Raw genomic sequence first — 15,644 nt, 5'->3', positions numbered from 1 at the left:
GGTCTAGGGCCTGTCGCTATACTGCGCGTCAACTTCACGGACAAAAGAGCCGAGCTCAGTGAACCGGCCCACGCCAGTTAAAACCGATAACTTCTTCCTGCTGATCTTCCGTGCACTGCGCCACCGCCGTGTACCGATTGCATTGCGCATTGCCAGCCATAACGTGATCCTGGTCGCCCTGGCCCTGGTGATCTATGCCTGCGTGATGGGCCTGCAGTTCAAGCAGGCCATGCACGAGCAGGCCGATGCGCTGGGCGAAAGCCTGACCACGCAGACCGCCACCTCCGCCACCGAGCTGCTGGTGTCCAACGACATCCTCAGCCTCAACGTGCTGCTCAACAACCTGACCAAGAACAAGCTGGTGGCCCACGCCGCCATCTACAGCGTGGACAACCGCATCCTCGCCGAGTCCGGTCAGCGGCCCAAGCACGGCCTGCTCGGCGAAGCCGAGGGCATGTACGAGAGCAAGATCACCTTCCAGGACGTGACCGCCGGGCAACTGCGCATCAGCCTGGACATGGATCAGTTCCAGCAGCCGATGACCATCAGCCTGCAAAGCATGGGCATCCTGAGTGCGATCCTGCTGGCACTGTCCCTGGCCCTGAGCCTGCGTCTGGGCCGGCACATTTCCACGCCGCTGCTGCAATTGCGTGTGTGGCTGCGCCGGATCGACGAATACACGCCGGGGATCGAGCGTCAGGACGAGATCGGTGATCTTGCCCGCCAGTTGCACGCCAACTATGCCCCGGAGCCGGCTGAACCGGAGCCCGAGCCGGAACCCGAGTTCGAGGACGACGAGCCGGAATTCGAAGTGCGCAACCTGCGTGATCCGAGTTTCGACGAGAGCCGCCCGATGGCCGCGCAGAAGCCTGCGCCACGCCATGTGGTCAGCACCGTTGAAGACGACGATGACGAAGACCCGTTCGCCGATCTGCGTGACGAATCGCTGGACGAAGCAGCGCAACCGGCAGTGCGCCGACCGACCCCAAGCGTGCCGCAACATACGGCGGTGCTGGCGGTGCAACTGGGTTCGCAGGAACAACTTCGCCGTTTGCCGCGCGCACGTCTGGAAGAGTTGCAGGATCGCTATCGCGACTGCCTGGAACAGGCCGCGTCGCTGTATCAGGGCGAAATCGAAACCCTGAACGACGGCAGTACGCTGATGCTGTTCCACACCGAAGACAGCGGCGACGATTACCTGACCAACGCCATCTGCTGCGGCGAGCTGCTGCGGGCGCTGGGCCACCAGTTGCAGATCGAAGTCGCCGACAGCGGCATCACCCTGCAATTGCAGCTGGGCCTGACCCTCGGCGATGAGCTGTTTGGTCTGAGCCAGATCGACTTGTTGCTGACCGACTCCGCCCAGGACGCCCTGGCCCTGTCGCAACACAGCCGCAACCTGCTGCTGGTGGAACGCAAGATCGGTGACGACGCGCTGATCCGCCAGCGTGCGCGGATCCGGCCGATTGCCAGCCCTGAGGGGGCTTGTTGTGTGGAGCGGTTGATGGAGCCTTATCCGTCGATGCTTGAGCGGCAGCTGGCGCGGATGCATGAGCGTCGGGCTTAAGCCTTAGACCAGTTACAACGAAGCCCGCAGACGAGTGATTGCCTGCGGGCTTTTTTGTGCGTGGCGTTTTCTTGATCGCGCCTGGCCTTGAGAGCCCCCTCACCCTAGCCCTCTCCCATAGGGAGAGGGGACCGATCGGGGGATGCTCGGGATCTACGCCGACCTGAGCGTGCTGTGCCGAATCCATAATCGTAATACCGCACTGCGCAAAATCCATTATCGCCAAGATCTTTCAGGTCGATGTATGACGCCAGACACCTCGGTCGGCTCCCTCTCCCTCCGGGAGAGGGCTGGGGTGAGGGAGCTTTTGATCTTCTACTCAGAACCCCAGACACAACAAAGCCCGCACAAGGCGGGCTCTGTTCTGACTCGTTCCAGCCTTAGAAGCGGAACACTTCCATATCCGTTCGAATCGGCGAAGCCATCGGGATCTTCGGCTGCTTCTCGGCTTCCGCCGCCGGTGCTGCCGGTTTCGGTGCCGGTTTGCGCGGCGCCTCGGCGACCGGTGGCTGATTGGCCAACGGCTTGAGCGCTACCGACAGCTGCTCCGCCAGACGCTGCAACAACACGCCTTGCGCCTGCACCTGCGCGGCGGTAGTGCCGGCATGCTGTTCCTGCAGATGAACAATGCGGTTATCGCGCACCTGACCACGGCGGTCGATCAGGCGCCATTGCGCGTCGAGGATCGCCGGTTGCGACTGACCCGAGTCCAGACGCGTAATGGTCAACAGCACCTGCACGTCCGGGGTGAAGCCCACGGTGGCCGGCGCCAGCACGACGCGCTGACTGTCGAGGTGACCTGCGACCTGACGCAACAGCAACTGATCGATGTCCGAAGACAGGCTGCCAGCCCAGCGGCCATCGACCGAGGCTTGCAGGCTGCCGTCCGGTTGACGCTGCAACAGGGTTTCCCGTTGCAGGTAATCGGCAACGATCACAGGGCCCAGCAAAACTGCCATGCCTGAGCTTTGCGCAGGCTGAGCCGGACTTCCGCTGTCCAGCTGATACAGCGACACCGGCTGGTGAACGCTGCAACCCGCCAGGCCAAGAACGCCGGCGAGCAGGAAAATAAGGGGGCGCAGAGAAGTCATCATCCCGTCCAGGTGGCCGCCACAAGGCTGACCACAGTGAAAATACTCAACAAATATGAAGAACGCTCGGCCACGCCGGCGCTTGGAAAGGCCATATCATCCGTGAATATGCGTTCCGACTCCAGCGCCAAAGCGCCGATCTACGGGTTAAATCGTAGATCCGGCGCTCTAGGACGCTTAATTGAGGTTTTCGACGAGCAGCGCATCCACCCGCTGGAAGCCACGTGGCAGTTTGTTACCACGACGTCCACGTTCACCTTTGTAGTGTTCGAGGTCGTCGGCTTTCAGCGACAAGGTGCGTTTTCCGGCCTGCAGCACCAAAGTGGCGCCTTCCGGAAGAACGGCGATGTCCGTGACATATTCTTCGCGACTGGCCACACGCTCACCGGAAATACCGATGATCTTGTTGCCTTTGCCCTTCCCTAATTGTGGCAGATCGCTGATCTTGAAGATCAGCAGGCGACCCTCGGTCGTCACCGAGGCCAGCCAGTTGTGCTCGCGGTCGGCGACCGGACGCGGCGCGATCACCTTGGCGTTGTTCGGCAGGCTCAACAGGGCCTTGCCGGCCTTGTTCTTGGCTTGCAGGTCTTCGCCTTTCACCACAAAACCGTAGCCGGCATCGGAGGCGATCACGTACAGCGAGTCCTCTTCAGGCATCAGCACGCATTCGAACGTGGCGCCCGGCGGCGGCGTCAGGCGACCGGTCAACGGCTCGCCCTGGCCCCGTGCCGATGGCAGGGTGTGGGTGGCCAGCGAATAACTGCGACCCGTGGAGTCGATGACCACAGCGGACTGGTTCGAACGCCCCGCCGCCGAGGTCTTGAAGCCGTCGCCAGCCTTGTACGACAGGCCGGTCGCATCGATCTCGTGGCCCTTGGCCGAACGGATCCAGCCTTTTTCCGACAGCACAACAGTCACTTTCTCGTTCGGCAGCAGATCGTGCTCGGTCAGCGCCTTGGCTTCAGCGCGCTCGACGATTGGCGACCGACGGTCATCGCCGTAGGTTTCAGCATCTTTCAGCAGCTCGCTGCGAACCAGCTTCTTCAGCTTGGCTTCGCTGCTCAACAGGGCTTGCAGCTTGGCTTGTTCCTTGAGCAGTTCGTCCTGCTCGTCGCGCAGCTTCATCTCTTCCAGTCGCGCCAACTGACGCAGACGGGTGTCGAGGATGTAGTCAGCCTGGATTTCGCTGAGGTCAAAACGCTCGATCAGCCTGGCTTTCGGATGCTCCTCGGTACGGATGATGTGGATCACTTCATCCAGGTTGAGGTAAGCGATCAACAAACCGTCCAACAGGTGCAGGCGACGCTCGACCTTGTCGAGGCGGAATTGCAGGCGGCGACGCACGGTCAGCACGCGGAATTCCAGCCACTCCACCAGCAACGCACGGAGGTTTTTCAGCTGCGGCTTGCCGTCCAGACCGATGATGTTGACGTTGACCCGGTAGGTCGACTCCAGCTCGGTGCTCGCGAACAGGTGCTGCATCAGCGCTTCGTGATCGACGCGGCTGTTGACCGGGATGATCACGATGCGGCACGGGTTTTCGTGGTCGGATTCGTCGCGAAGATCGGCGATCTGCGGCGCTTTCGACGGTTTGGCCTGCATCAGCGCGGCGATCTGCTCCAGCACCTTGGCCCCGGAGACCTGGTGGGGAAGCGCGGTAACGATGATGTCGCCGTCCTCGACGTGGTACACGGCGCGCATGCGCACCGAGCCCTTGCCGGTTTCGTACATTTTCAGCAGGTCGGCGCGCGGGGTGATGATTTCCGCTTCGGTCGGGTAGTCCGGGCCCTGGATGTGTTCGCAGAGCTGTTCGACCGTGGCTTTCGGCTCGTCGAGCAGGCGCACGCACGCAGTGGCAACTTCGCGCAGGTTGTGCGGCGGCACGTCGGTGGCCATGCCCACGGCAATACCGGTGGTGCCGTTAAGCAGGATGTTCGGCAAACGTGCCGGCAACACCAGCGGTTCCTGCAGGGTGCCGTCGAAGTTCGGGCCCCAGTCCGCGGTGCCCTGGCCCAGTTCGCTGAGCAGCACTTCGGAATAACGCGACAGCCGCGCTTCGGTGTAACGCATGGCGGCGAAGGACTTGGGATCATCCGGCGCACCCCAGTTACCCTGGCCGTCCACCAGCGTGTAGCGATAGCTGAACGGCTGGGCCATCAGCACCATCGCCTCGTAGCACGCCGAGTCGCCGTGCGGGTGGAACTTGCCGAGCACGTCGCCGACGGTACGCGCCGACTTCTTGTGCTTGGAATCGGCATCCAGCCCCAGCTCGCTCATGGCGTAGACGATACGCCGCTGTACCGGTTTCAGACCGTCGCCGATATGCGGCAGGGCACGGTCCATGATCACGTACATGGAGTAGTTGAGGTAGGCATTTTCGGTGAAGTCAGCCAGCGACCGGCGTTCTACGCCATCTAAGCTGTCTGCAAGGTTGTCGCTCATGCGGGCCTCATCGGTTCGTTGTCTGGCGCAGCAGCATGGTGCCGCCGCGCTGAGTAAATTCAAGTTTGTTCAGGGCGCTCATGCCGAGCAGCACCTGATCGCCATGCAACCCCGGCGCCACCAGTGCGCGGACGTCCCGCAGCACGATGTCGCCCAGTTGCAGGCGGTCGATACGGGTGCGATAGCCCTGGCTCAGGCCATTGGCCGTGCTCAGGGTCACACCGAAACCTTCTTCCAGCCGGAGGTTTTTCGCCACCTCGGCCGGGATTGCCACGTCGGTCGCGCCGGTGTCGAGCATGAACTCCACCGGCCGACCGTTGATCAGGCCGCTGGCGACAAAATGTCCCTGGGCGTTGCCGATCAGTTTCACTTCGATAAAACCATTGCCCTGCTGCGAAGCCACTTCCACATTGGGATTGCGCTGGCGTTCTTCCCACTGGCCGAAAAACCGCGTGGCCAGAAACAGCGCCGCGCACCACGCCAGAATCATCAGCACCCGACCGGTGCGTTTGCCCGGTGGTTGCTGGCTCATGGCTTGGCGCTCCAGCCACCCTCAGGCGCGGCGAAACGCCAGATGATCGGGCGAACCTCGCCATCGGCGCGCGGGCCAAAATTGTTGTCGACGCCGATCCATGCACCTTGAGCATCGACCACCAGTGCCTCTTCCAGCCCGAAGTTCTGCTCGTAACGACGATTGGCCTGCAACAGCTCGGCCGCATATGACCAGCAGAGCTCGACCTTGGCCGTCTGCGCATCGCGTCGACAGATCTGGTACGCGTTGCGCTCAAGGGTAAACAGCTTGCCGTTGAACAGGGAGATATCGGAAAAATCCCGATTGACCGGACGGGCTTTCGGGAACTGTGGCGGCTGCATTTCCATCCCGCCTTCGCTGAGCAGCACGCAGCGACCGTCACAATCCCACACTGTCTGCTGGCGCTTGATCAGCAACAAGCCACGGCTTTGCCGCTCGGCAGCCAGCCACATCTGATCGCCCGCCGGGTTGATCGCCAGGCCTTCGAATATCGCGTTGAATTGCAGCAGCATCCCGCTGGCCCGCGCCTCGCGAACCATCATCGGCGAGATTTTCAGCCACGACGACGGCCCCTGCGGCGGCACTTGCAGCACGGCCGCGTGGGCTTCGCTGACGATGTAGCGGTTGCCGGCGCTGTCGCAGCTGATGCCTTCGAAATCCAGATCGCCGCCCCGAATGAACGACGCCGCCCAGGTGCGCGAACTGATGCCCCACGGCAAGCCGCTGTCCGGCACTTTCGGCGGATCGATGCGCACGGCCGTGGCCTGCCAGACCCGGTCGCGGATATCGAGACGGTAGATCTGATCATCGTCGCGGTCCGAAACCGTCCACAGGTCATTGCCGCACAAGGCCAGCCCCGACAGGTTGCCGCCGCGCATGCCTTCGACCGGGTGTTCGGCGAGCACGCGCAGCTCTTGCACAGGCTCTGCCGACACCGTCATCGAACCCAGCAGCAACGCACCCGCCAAGGCCCAGCCAAACCGCATCAGGCCAGAACCTCGGCGAGGTTGCCCTTGGATTCAAGCCAGGTCTTGCGGTCGCCGGCGCGTTTCTTCGCCAGCAGCATGTCCATCATTTCCGAGGTCTCGGCGAAGTCGTCCCCGAGGGTCAACTGCACCAGACGGCGGGTGTTCGGGTCCATGGTGGTTTCACGCAGCTGCGGCGGGTTCATTTCACCCAGACCTTTGAATCGGGTGACCTGCGGCTTGCCGCGTTTCTTCTCGGCCACCAGACGGTCAAGGATCCCGTCGCGCTCGGCGTCGTCCAGGGCGTAGAAAATCTCTTTGCCCAGGTCGATGCGGTACAGCGGCGGCATCGCCACGTAGACGTGACCGGCATCCACCAGCGGGCGGAAATGCTGGACGAACAAGGCGCACAACAATGTTGCGATGTGCAGACCGTCGGAGTCGGCGTCGGCGAGGATGCAGATCTTGCCGTAGCGCAGCTGGCTCATGTCCTCGGCGCCCGGATCGACACCGATGGCCACGGCAATGTTGTGCACCTCCTGACTGGCCAGCACTTCGCTGCCGTCGACTTCCCAGGTGTTGAGGATCTTGCCGCGCAACGGCAGGATCGCCTGGAATTCCTTGTCCCGCGCCTGCTTGGCAGAACCGCCGGCGGAATCACCTTCCACCAGGAACAGCTCGGAACGCATCGGATCCTGCCCGGCGCAATCGGCCAGCTTGCCCGGCAATGCCGGCCCCTGGGTGATGCGTTTGCGCTCGACCTTTTTGCTCGCTTTCAGGCGACGGCCGGCGTTGCTGATTGCCAGTTCGGCCAGCGCCAGACCGGTTTCAGGATTGGCGTTGAGCCACAGGCTGAACGCGTCCTTGACCACACCGGAAACGAAAGCCGCTGCTTCACGAGACGACAGACGCTCCTTGGTCTGGCCGGAGAATTGCGGCTCCTGCATCTTCATCGACAGGACGAAAGCAATGCGCTCCCAAACGTCTTCCGGCGCCAGCTTCACGCCGCGCGGCAGCAGGCTGCGGAATTCGCAGAACTCGCGCATCGCGTCGAGCAGGCCCTGACGCAGACCGTTGACGTGGGTGCCGCCCTGCTCCGTCGGGATCAGGTTGACGTAGCTTTCAGTGACCGAAGTGCCGCCCTCCGGCAGCCACAACAGGGCCCACTCGACCGCTTCCTTGGTGCCGGCCAGGTTGCCGCAGAACGGCGCGTCCGGCAGGCGCTCGAATTCGCTCACCGCGTCTACCAGGTAGGAGCGCAGGCCATCTTCGTAATGCCACTCGACCTTTTCGCCGGTGCCTTTGTCTTCGAAGCTGATCAACAGCCCCGGGCACAGAACGGCTTTGGCCTTGAGTACGTGCTTGAGGCGGCTGATGGAGAATTTCGGCGAATCGAAGTACTTCGGATCCGGCGCGAAATACACGCTGGTCCCGGTATTGCGCTTGCCGACGGTGCCGATCACTTGCAGATCGGTGGCCTTGAAGCCGTCGGCGAAGGTCATTTCGTATTCGTTGCCGTCACGTTTGACCCGCACCCGTACCTGGGTCGACAAGGCGTTGACCACCGAAATACCCACCCCGTGCAGACCGCCGGAGAACTGGTAGTTCTTGTTGGAAAACTTGCCGCCCGCATGGAGCTTGGTGAGGATCAGTTCGACGCCCGAAACGCCCTCTTCCGGGTGGATGTCGACCGGCATGCCACGGCCGTCGTCGCAGACTTCCAGCGAGTGATCGGCGTGGAGGATGACCTGGATCGATTTGGCGTGGCCGGCCAGGGCTTCGTCGACGCTGTTGTCGATGACTTCCTGGGCAAGGTGGTTCGGCCGACTGGTGTCGGTGTACATGCCGGGGCGTTTGCGCACCGGGTCGAGGCCCGAGAGGACTTCGATGGCGTCGGCGTTATAGGAGCTAGCGCTGGGAGTGGCCATAGGGTCTCGTCGTCAGTGATTCAATGAAAATGGGGCAAGACTTCACAGTGCGGTGAAATCGATTGCCTGATAGGTATCGGCGCCAATCCCGGCAAAGCTGAGCAATGCCGGCAATTGTGTAACAAATCCTTGGAAACTGTGATCGCCGCCGGCCTGGATGCGCAAGGCACAGGCCCGGTAATACTGCTGGGCAAGGCGATAATCCAGCGTTTCATCCCCGGTCTGCAACCATACCTGATAACGCTGCGGATCCTGCGGCGCCGGCACTTCCAGCTCGGCCAGAGCCGTCACGTGGTCGTGGGTCAGCTCCCAGGTTTCGTCGGTGTACAGGTTTTTCTGGGTGCCCAGGTATCCGTCGAACATCCGGTGCGGACTGACGGCCGGGTTGACCAGCAGGGCTTTCAGGCCATGGCGCTCGGCCAGGTGAGTCGCATAGTAGCCGCCGAGCGAGCTTCCCACCAGCAATGGCCGGCCGAGTTCGGCGATTGCCTGTTCCAGCTGACCGATGGCTTGGCGCGGGTGGTGATGCAGCGCCGGCACACGCAGTTGATCGCTCAAACCCAGCCGCTCCATTACCTCGACCAGCTGACAGGCCTTTTTCGAGGCCGGCGCACTGTTGAAACCATGGATATAGAGAATCGAACCGGACATTTGAGCTCCCTGGGCGTCGGCTGAAGATAGCGGAGTTTACAGGGAGTCTTGGTGGGTTGGGCCAGCTGTCCATTCGTTATCAAAAATAGCCTTGTTAGCTGATCAGATAACAAAGCAAAATTTGATAACAAATAAGGAACTTTCGTTGTTTATCCGTACTGATAACCTATTCTGCATCGATAACCTTGGCTGATCACCCCCGAAAAAATTGGGATCAAGCATGCAAAACAAAGTATCTGATCATCACGAAAAGAGCCTGCTGGCCGGTTTCGTTTCGGCGCTTGAGGAAGCGACCGGTGTTTCGGTCATACGCATCTGCGAGCAGGCTCAAAGCGAAGGAAGCGTGCTGGATGCCGTAGTAGAAGCCACTGCATCTGAAGAACAGTGGCATGTCCCGATCGAGATTCTGAACGAAGGCTATCCCCGCGATGTTCGAGATGCGGCGTGGACACTGGAGGGTTATCGCGCCCGGCTTCGCGCAAATGCTCATGAAAAAAACGTGATACCCATGGTTATTGCGAAACACCTGAGCAAAGGTGCCCGCGAAGAGTTGAAAGTAAGAAACATCGGTTACTACGACTCAAGCGGCTCCATGCATCTACGCCATGATCGGTGGCTGATCCACATCGAGCGCCCTTACGCAGGCAAAAAAGAGGTGGGCACCTTCTCTCTCTTCAGCCGCTCCAGAGAGAAAGTGATACACGCTCTTCTCCACCTGAAGGGAGACTGGTTCACCGGCTATCAGCTTGCTGAGGCATCTGAAACATCCGTCTACTCGGTCTCCGTTGTACTCAAGGAGCTCGAAAAACTCGAATGGCTGGTTACATCCGACGGACGCGGCCGGGACCAGCGCCGTAAACTCAGCCAACCGGGAAAGCTGCTCGACGCCTGGGCTGCCGCCCGCCAGAAATCCAAAGAAACGAAATCTCGCTGGTATCTATTCTCCTCGAGCCCTGAAAATCTCCTCACTCAAGTCTCGCTGACGGCGATGAAGTCAGGCATCCCGGACGACTGGGCAGTGACGGGGGCGACTGCTGCAAACGCACTATCACCTCTTTTGACCGGAGTCGATGTCGCCGAGATCGCAATCCCTTCGGAGTCCGTCAGCGATTTTGTGGCAGCTTTGGCACTGAAACCCGCCGAGAAAGGCTCGAACATCGTACTGATTGAGCGCAGCGGCGCAGAAATGCTGTTCCGCCAAAAGCATGAGGGAACATGGTTTGCCAGCCCCTTTATTCAATACATCGACCTGCTGAATGGTCGCGGAAGAAACAAGGAACTGGCCGCCCGGTTTCGTGCAGACATTCTAAGGATCTGATGATGGCTGTGGCCCCCAAGCCTAAAACCGCTGACGGCTACTCCAGCGACCATACCAATGCTTGCGAGCAGGTTCTCGTCACGCTGCTGGGCGCATTCGGAACCCTTAAAGCAACGATTCGACTGGTTGGCGGCCTCGTCCCGCGTTACCTCACGCCCGAAGCGCCTCCGAACATTCCGCCACATGCAGGCACATCGGATGTAGACGTGGTCCTCAACCTTCAAGTGATCGCCGAGGGCGGAGGCTATGCATCATTGGCCCAGCAGTTGGCCGAACGGGGCTTTGAACGCTTCACGGAAGACAATGGGTGGGCATCCGCCTGGCGCTGGCAACGGCGTATTTCCGACCGGCATGTTGTACTCGTCGAGTTTCTCAGAGGCGCTATCGAGCAAAAACCGTTCTCGACGATATCCATCGATGGTGAAGAGGTTTCCGCCCTCGCTATAGAGCATGCGGAAATCACTCATGACTGGTTCGAAGAAAAACGCGTGACCGCAACGCTGCTGGATGGCAAAGGCATTGCGATTGAAGATGTCCGGTATGCGGATCTGGTAGCGTTCATCATCCTCAAGGCGCTTGCATTCGACAGCCGTGGAGAACCCAAGGACGCAGGCGATCTGATTCACGTCATGCAATACGCCGGCCCTGCGCAATACATATCCGATCAGTTCGTGATCAAGCTCCAAAGTGGCAAACATGCTGATGCTCTGGAAGCAGGCCTGGACGCTCTGCAAAGAAAATTTGCGGAAGGAAATGGTGTGGAAGGATACCTTTTGACCGGCCCGGTGCTGTATGGCCAGTTCATCTACGGCAACGATGAGGAAACTTCAGAGCAGCGCATTCGAGCCCAACGATATGCAGCCGGTCTCGTGACGCAAGTGCTTCGATTGATCCGCACCTGAGGTGAACCCGCACGGACGAAGAAATCAGTAACCGTCGGAGCCGTAATCAACCTGAAAATCGAAACCCGTGACACGCTCTACACCGGTCTCGATCCGCCCATCCGGCAGCAATCGCAACCAGCGATACCCCGGTGCCTGTTCGCCGACCTTGAAGTCTTCGCTGCCTGGCTCGAACTGAATGCAGGTCGACGGCGACGCCATCAGCCTTACGCCGTTGCGTTCGCGGTCGATCTCCTGATGGACATGTCCCCACAGCACCGCACGGGCCTGCGGGAAACGGTCGAGCACTTCGAAAAACGCCTCGGGATTGCGCAAGCCGATCGGCTCCATCCAGGCGCAACCGATCGACACGGGATGATGGTGGAAGCACACCAGATGATGGCGATCCGGCGCTTCGCTCAGGGAGCGGGCGAGCAATTGCAGTTGGTCATCCTGCAAATACCCCGGCACCGATCCGGGCACCGCCGAATCGAGCAGGGTCACGCGCCAGTTGCCGACATCCACCACGGACTCCAGCAGCGCGCTCTTCACAGTCGCCTGAGCCATGATCTGCGGTTCGTCGTGGTTACCGGGGATCCAGCGGGCCGGCGCATCGATCTGTGCCGTCATCTGCCGGAATTGCTGGTAGGACTCCAGCGTACCGTCCTGGGACAGGTCGCCGCTGGCAACGATCAGGTCGATCCGCGGTTGCTGTTCGAGCACCAGCTCGATGACTTTTTGCAGGCTCTCGCGGGTGTTCATGCCCAGCAGCGTTCCGTCCGCCTCGGCGAACAGATGACTGTCAGAGAGTTGCACCAGCAACGCCGTGTCGGCGGTGGTCAAAGTCGATACGCTCGGCAAGGCGTTCTCCCCCGGGATCGCGGGACTGGATAGGTGCGGCAATTATGCGGGGGGACAGCGCAAAGAGAAACCGGCGAACCGGACGCAGTTCACAACTTGCGGCGGTTATCGGACCGCCGCGTATTCGTGTCCGCACGCCAGGCAATGACTCAGCCATTCGCCCAGGAACAGATTGAGCTGGGCCTTTTCGTCCGGCTGATGCATGGCCGCATTCGGGTAAGGATAGACGCCGCGAAAACGTCGCGCATGCTCGGCGCTGATCACCTCGGCCATGCGCGCGTCGTGATAGACCTGCACTTCCAGTTGCGGCACCGGCAGCCACGGCAGGCTGTGTTCCTGACGCACTTGCAGGGTCGTGGTGTACGGACAGGCCTGCAGCACTTCCAGGGTCAGCACGCCGAGCATCTGGTCGCCCTGGGTCACGGCGATGCGCCGTGCCTCCGGGTCGCTGCGCATGTCCGGCAACAGTCGCATCAGGCGCGCGTAGTTCGCCTCGCAGGCGGCTTGCAGGCCCACGAGGTCGACGCGGTAGCGATCGCGCAGCTTGTTTACGACCATAGCCCCCTCACTTCGGCGCGATTGAGCGCCAGCCACTGCAAGGCGATGATGCTCGCCGCATTGGCAATCCGTCCGTCACGTACGGCCTGCAAGGCATCTTCAAAAGCCCAGACCGTGACGCGAATATCTTCAGCTTCTTCCTCCAGCCCATGCAGGCCGCCCGCGCCTTCGGTGCTGCAACGCCCCAGATACAAATGCACGAATTCGTTGCTGCCGCCCGGCGATGGAAAGTATTTGGTCATCGGCCACAGGGCCTTGATGTCCAGCCCAGCTTCCTCCTGTGCCTCGCGGTGAGCAACTTCTTCCGGCTGTTCGTCCTTGTCGATCAGACCGGCGACCAGTTCCACCAGCCAAGGGTTGTCCGCCTTGCCCAGAGCGCCGACGCGAAACTGCTCGATCAGCACCACTTCGTCGCGCTGCGGATCGTAGGGCAGCATGCACACCGCATCGTGGCGCACGAACACTTCACGATTGATTTCGCGGCTCATGCCACCGGCGAACAGTTCGTGGCGCAAGTGCAGACGGTCGAGCTTGTAGAAGCCCTTGTAGCACTGCTCGCGTCGCACGATATCGACGGCGGTCGGAATGGCTTTGGCAAAATCGGTCATGAGCATCCTCTTTACTGCAAATCCAATACGAGGCGCCTTACCTGCGACCTCGACTTCGCGCCATCCTAACGCGCCCGTGACGTTTGATGCAGCCCCTTTACTGTCAGCGGGATGGACGGTGGAGGCGAAACCCACTCTAATTAGCTTAGTGGCGAACTGACCGCTTCGTTGAGAGTCGAAGCGGTAACTTTTTGCCTTCCCCTGCTTCAGAAAGGACGCCCATGTCGCTTTTCAAAATCGCCTCCGTGGCCGCCATCGCCCTGACCCTGGGCGCTTGCGCCAGTCTGTTCCAGCCCAACTACCGCACGCCGCTGGAAACCACCCGCGACGCCTCGGAAACGCTGAAACCCGGTTGCTCCAACCCGGACTGCCCGCTGGTGAACATCGATACGTTGCGCTTCCCGGCAGAACCGGCGCTGGACGGCATCATCGAAAAACGCCTGCTGCAAATGACCCGCACCGCACCGAACGCGCCGGTGGCGCCGACGCTGGCAGCGTATCGCGAGCAGTTCCTGGCCAACGCCGGCCCGCGCAACAGCAGCTATTTGCAGGCGAAAGTACGCGAGCAGCATGACGGTCTGGTGATCATCGAAACCTCGAGCTACCTGGACACCGGCGGTGCCCACGGTACGCCGGGACGCGGTTTCATCAACTATTCGCGTCAGCAGCACAAGGTGCTGACCCTGTCGGACATGCTGCTGCCGGGTCAGGAAGAGGCGTTCTGGAAAGCCGCGCAGGTGGCGCACAACAGCTGGCTGATCAGCACCAAGCTCGATCAGGAACCGGAGTTCGTGAAGAGCTGGCCATTCGTCAAAACCCCGAACGTGGCGCTGACCTACGGCGGCGTGATCCTCAAGTACGACGTGACCACCATCGCGCCGTATGCGCTGGGCCACGTCGAACTGAAGATCCCTTACCCGCGCCTGAACGGCATTCTCAAACCCGAGCTGTTTCCCGGCCGTAACTGAAAGCCCGACCGAGCACGAGTTGCAGCAGCCCTGCCAGCACCAGCGCCGGCAGGGTCGCACCGACATCCGGATACAGATTGGCCAGCAAGTGATAGGTGCTGATGCCACCCAGCCAGGCCAATAGTGCCGGCCAGCGCAACGCGGCGGACGCCACCTGGGCACTGCGCTTGCGCAGGATGAAGTGATCCACCAGCACCACGCCGAACAGCGGCGCAAACACCGAACCGATCAGCAGCAGGAAGTTCTGGTATTGCGCCAATGGCGCAAGCAAGGCGATCAGGGTGCAGATCACGCCGATGGCCAGCGCCAGATGCTCGACTTTCAGGCGCAACAGAATCCCGCTGGAAACCGCGGCCGAGTGAATATCGGCGAAAGCGTTTTCCGACTCGTCCAGCAAAATCAGCAACAGCGGAATGCCCAGACCTGCGCCGGCCAGCGCCAGCAGCAGCGCGTTGACTTCACCGCTCGGCGCGAAGGCCAGGGTGTAGGCCACGCCGAGGCTCATCAGCCAGAAGTTGCCGATGAAGAAACCGATTGCCGTGCCGCCGAATACGTTCTTCGCCCGCTGGCCGAAACGCGAGTAGTCGGCGATCAGTGGCAGCCACGAAAGCGGCATCGCAATCGCAATGTCGAAGCCCACGGCGAGCGGCATCGAGCCATCCCCGGCCTGTGCCCACAAGGCGGCGAGGTCAGCCTTGGCGAACAGGTTCCAGGTCAGCCAGATGCACGCGGCCAGAATCAGCCAGATGCCCCACTTGCGTAGAATCTTGCGCACAAACGTCAATGGCCCGCTGACCGCGAGCAAGGTCGCCAGCGCACCAAAGCACAAAGTCCACAGCATCGGACTGGCCCACAGCGAACCTTCGCTGAACGCACGGGTGCCGAGCAGGCTGGCCGCATCGCGCATGACGATGATTTCGAACGAACCCCAACCGATCAGTTGCAGCAGGTTGAGCAGCGCCGGCAGGCTCGCGCCTTTACTGCCGAGGCTGAGTTTCAGCGCGGCCATCGACGACAGGCCGGTGTCGCTGCCGATCACGCCGACGGCGGCCAGCAACAGGACGCCGACCAGGGTGCCGAGGAAGATCGCCAGCAGCGATCCCGACAGGCCCAGCCCCGGCGCCAGCAGCGCACCGGTCTGCAAAACCATCAGGCCGATGCCGAGGGAAAACCACAGGGAAAACAGATCGCGACCGCCGAACACACGCTGGTTGGCGGGCACGGCGAGGTCGGGGGAATAAGTACCGGGTTGAATGCTCAAGGGTGTTATCTCG

The 15,644-nt window shown here is 61.2% G+C and carries 14 protein-coding genes; 4 read left to right on the top strand and 10 right to left on the bottom strand.

What is annotated here, in order from left to right; genetic code table 11:
- Positions 1-58: 58 nt before the first annotated feature.
- A complete protein-coding gene (locus tag CAF90_RS22035; RefSeq protein ID WP_085608487.1) occupies positions 59-1,567 on the top strand; it encodes an AhpA/YtjB family protein in 1,509 nt (502 codons plus the stop codon).
- Positions 1,568-1,947: 380 nt separating this feature from the next.
- On the opposite strand, the gene CAF90_RS22030 is transcribed toward CAF90_RS22035, so the two are convergent.
- The 6 genes from CAF90_RS22030 to CAF90_RS22005 form a co-directional block, all read right to left on the bottom strand.
- Positions 1,948-2,658 carry a membrane integrity-associated transporter subunit PqiC gene (locus CAF90_RS22030; RefSeq protein WP_007952202.1) on the bottom strand — a complete coding sequence of 237 codons (711 nt, stop codon included), beginning with the start codon at positions 2,656-2,658 and terminating at the stop codon, positions 1,948-1,950.
- A gap of 177 nt (positions 2,659-2,835) precedes the next feature.
- Entirely contained in the window at positions 2,836-5,100 is a 2,265-nt protein-coding gene (gene parC, locus CAF90_RS22025) for a DNA topoisomerase IV subunit A (RefSeq protein ID WP_085608486.1), read from the bottom strand.
- A gap of 7 nt (positions 5,101-5,107) precedes the next feature.
- The gene (locus tag CAF90_RS22020) at positions 5,108-5,632 is read right to left on the bottom strand and encodes a TIGR02281 family clan AA aspartic protease (protein ID WP_085608485.1); all 525 of its coding nucleotides are present in this window, start codon (positions 5,630-5,632) and stop codon (positions 5,108-5,110) included.
- The gene (locus CAF90_RS22015) at positions 5,629-6,618 is read right to left on the bottom strand and encodes an esterase-like activity of phytase family protein (RefSeq protein ID WP_085608484.1); all 990 of its coding nucleotides are present in this window, start codon (positions 6,616-6,618) and stop codon (positions 5,629-5,631) included. Before CAF90_RS22015 ends, CAF90_RS22020 begins: the two co-directional genes overlap by 4 nt.
- A complete protein-coding gene (parE, locus tag CAF90_RS22010; RefSeq protein WP_085608483.1) occupies positions 6,618-8,525 on the bottom strand; it encodes a DNA topoisomerase IV subunit B in 1,908 nt (635 codons plus the stop codon). Before parE ends, CAF90_RS22015 begins: the two co-directional genes overlap by 1 nt.
- A gap of 42 nt (positions 8,526-8,567) precedes the next feature.
- The gene (locus CAF90_RS22005) at positions 8,568-9,176 is read right to left on the bottom strand and encodes a YqiA/YcfP family alpha/beta fold hydrolase (RefSeq protein WP_085608482.1); all 609 of its coding nucleotides are present in this window, start codon (positions 9,174-9,176) and stop codon (positions 8,568-8,570) included.
- A gap of 220 nt (positions 9,177-9,396) precedes the next feature.
- On the opposite strand from CAF90_RS22005, the gene CAF90_RS22000 reads away from it, so the two are divergent.
- Both CAF90_RS22000 and CAF90_RS21995 read left to right on the top strand, forming a co-directional pair.
- Complete coding sequence (locus CAF90_RS22000) at positions 9,397-10,494, top strand: type IV toxin-antitoxin system AbiEi family antitoxin (RefSeq protein WP_085608481.1); 1,098 nt, start codon at positions 9,397-9,399, stop codon at positions 10,492-10,494.
- A 2-nt stretch (positions 10,495-10,496) separates the two neighbouring features.
- A complete protein-coding gene (locus CAF90_RS21995) occupies positions 10,497-11,396 on the top strand; it encodes a hypothetical protein (RefSeq protein WP_085608480.1) in 900 nt (299 codons plus the stop codon).
- 24 nt (positions 11,397-11,420) lie between these two features.
- On the opposite strand, the gene cpdA is transcribed toward CAF90_RS21995, so the two are convergent.
- From cpdA to CAF90_RS21980, 3 genes are all read right to left on the bottom strand, one after another.
- Positions 11,421-12,236 carry a 3',5'-cyclic-AMP phosphodiesterase gene (gene cpdA, locus CAF90_RS21990; RefSeq protein WP_085608479.1) on the bottom strand — a complete coding sequence of 272 codons (816 nt, stop codon included), beginning with the start codon at positions 12,234-12,236 and terminating at the stop codon, positions 11,421-11,423.
- 105 nt (positions 12,237-12,341) lie between these two features.
- Positions 12,342-12,794, bottom strand: a complete 453-nt coding sequence (locus CAF90_RS21985) for a DUF1249 domain-containing protein (RefSeq protein WP_007952222.1) — start codon at positions 12,792-12,794, stop codon at positions 12,342-12,344.
- Positions 12,785-13,402 carry an NUDIX domain-containing protein gene (locus CAF90_RS21980; protein ID WP_007952223.1) on the bottom strand — a complete coding sequence of 206 codons (618 nt, stop codon included), beginning with the start codon at positions 13,400-13,402 and terminating at the stop codon, positions 12,785-12,787. The genes CAF90_RS21985 and CAF90_RS21980 overlap by 10 nt, the downstream gene beginning before the upstream one ends.
- A 221-nt stretch (positions 13,403-13,623) precedes the next feature.
- On the opposite strand from CAF90_RS21980, the gene CAF90_RS21975 reads away from it, so the two are divergent.
- Positions 13,624-14,370: an RsiV family protein gene (locus CAF90_RS21975; RefSeq protein ID WP_085608478.1), complete on the top strand. Its 747-nt coding sequence runs from the start codon at positions 13,624-13,626 to the stop codon at positions 14,368-14,370.
- Here the strand turns inward: CAF90_RS21975 and cytX are convergent.
- Complete coding sequence (gene cytX, locus CAF90_RS21970) at positions 14,339-15,631, bottom strand: putative hydroxymethylpyrimidine transporter CytX (protein ID WP_085608477.1); 1,293 nt, start codon at positions 15,629-15,631, stop codon at positions 14,339-14,341. The genes CAF90_RS21975 and cytX overlap by 32 nt on opposite strands.
- Positions 15,632-15,644: the final 13 nt, after the last annotated feature.

It is taken from the genome of Pseudomonas sp. B37(2017) (genome assembly GCF_002112885.1).
Lineage (GTDB): Bacteria > Pseudomonadota > Gammaproteobacteria > Pseudomonadales > Pseudomonadaceae > Aquipseudomonas > Aquipseudomonas paraglycinae.
This window is presented reverse-complemented; position numbering and strand designations above follow the sequence as displayed.

What these genes read in the sequence shown, in the direction of transcription:
- CAF90_RS21980 (WP_007952223.1), bottom strand. Translation starts at nt 13,402, where the DNA reads ATGACCGATTTTGCCAAAGCCATTCCGACCGCCGTCGATATCGTGCGA.
- CAF90_RS21985 (WP_007952222.1), bottom strand. Translation starts at nt 12,794, where the DNA reads ATGGTCGTAAACAAGCTGCGCGATCGCTACCGCGTCGACCTCGTGGGC.
- CAF90_RS21975 (WP_085608478.1), top strand. Translation starts at nt 13,624, where the DNA reads ATGTCGCTTTTCAAAATCGCCTCCGTGGCCGCCATCGCCCTGACCCTG.
- CAF90_RS21995 (WP_085608480.1), top strand. Translation starts at nt 10,497, where the DNA reads ATGGCTGTGGCCCCCAAGCCTAAAACCGCTGACGGCTACTCCAGCGAC.
- CAF90_RS22015 (WP_085608484.1), bottom strand. Translation starts at nt 6,618, where the DNA reads ATGCGGTTTGGCTGGGCCTTGGCGGGTGCGTTGCTGCTGGGTTCGATG.
- CAF90_RS22030 (WP_007952202.1), bottom strand. Translation starts at nt 2,658, where the DNA reads ATGACTTCTCTGCGCCCCCTTATTTTCCTGCTCGCCGGCGTTCTTGGC.
- CAF90_RS22020 (WP_085608485.1), bottom strand. Translation starts at nt 5,632, where the DNA reads ATGAGCCAGCAACCACCGGGCAAACGCACCGGTCGGGTGCTGATGATT.
- CAF90_RS22005 (WP_085608482.1), bottom strand. Translation starts at nt 9,176, where the DNA reads ATGTCCGGTTCGATTCTCTATATCCATGGTTTCAACAGTGCGCCGGCC.
- CAF90_RS22000 (WP_085608481.1), top strand. Translation starts at nt 9,397, where the DNA reads ATGCAAAACAAAGTATCTGATCATCACGAAAAGAGCCTGCTGGCCGGT.
- parC (WP_085608486.1), bottom strand. Translation starts at nt 5,100, where the DNA reads ATGAGCGACAACCTTGCAGACAGCTTAGATGGCGTAGAACGCCGGTCG.
- parE (WP_085608483.1), bottom strand. Translation starts at nt 8,525, where the DNA reads ATGGCCACTCCCAGCGCTAGCTCCTATAACGCCGACGCCATCGAAGTC.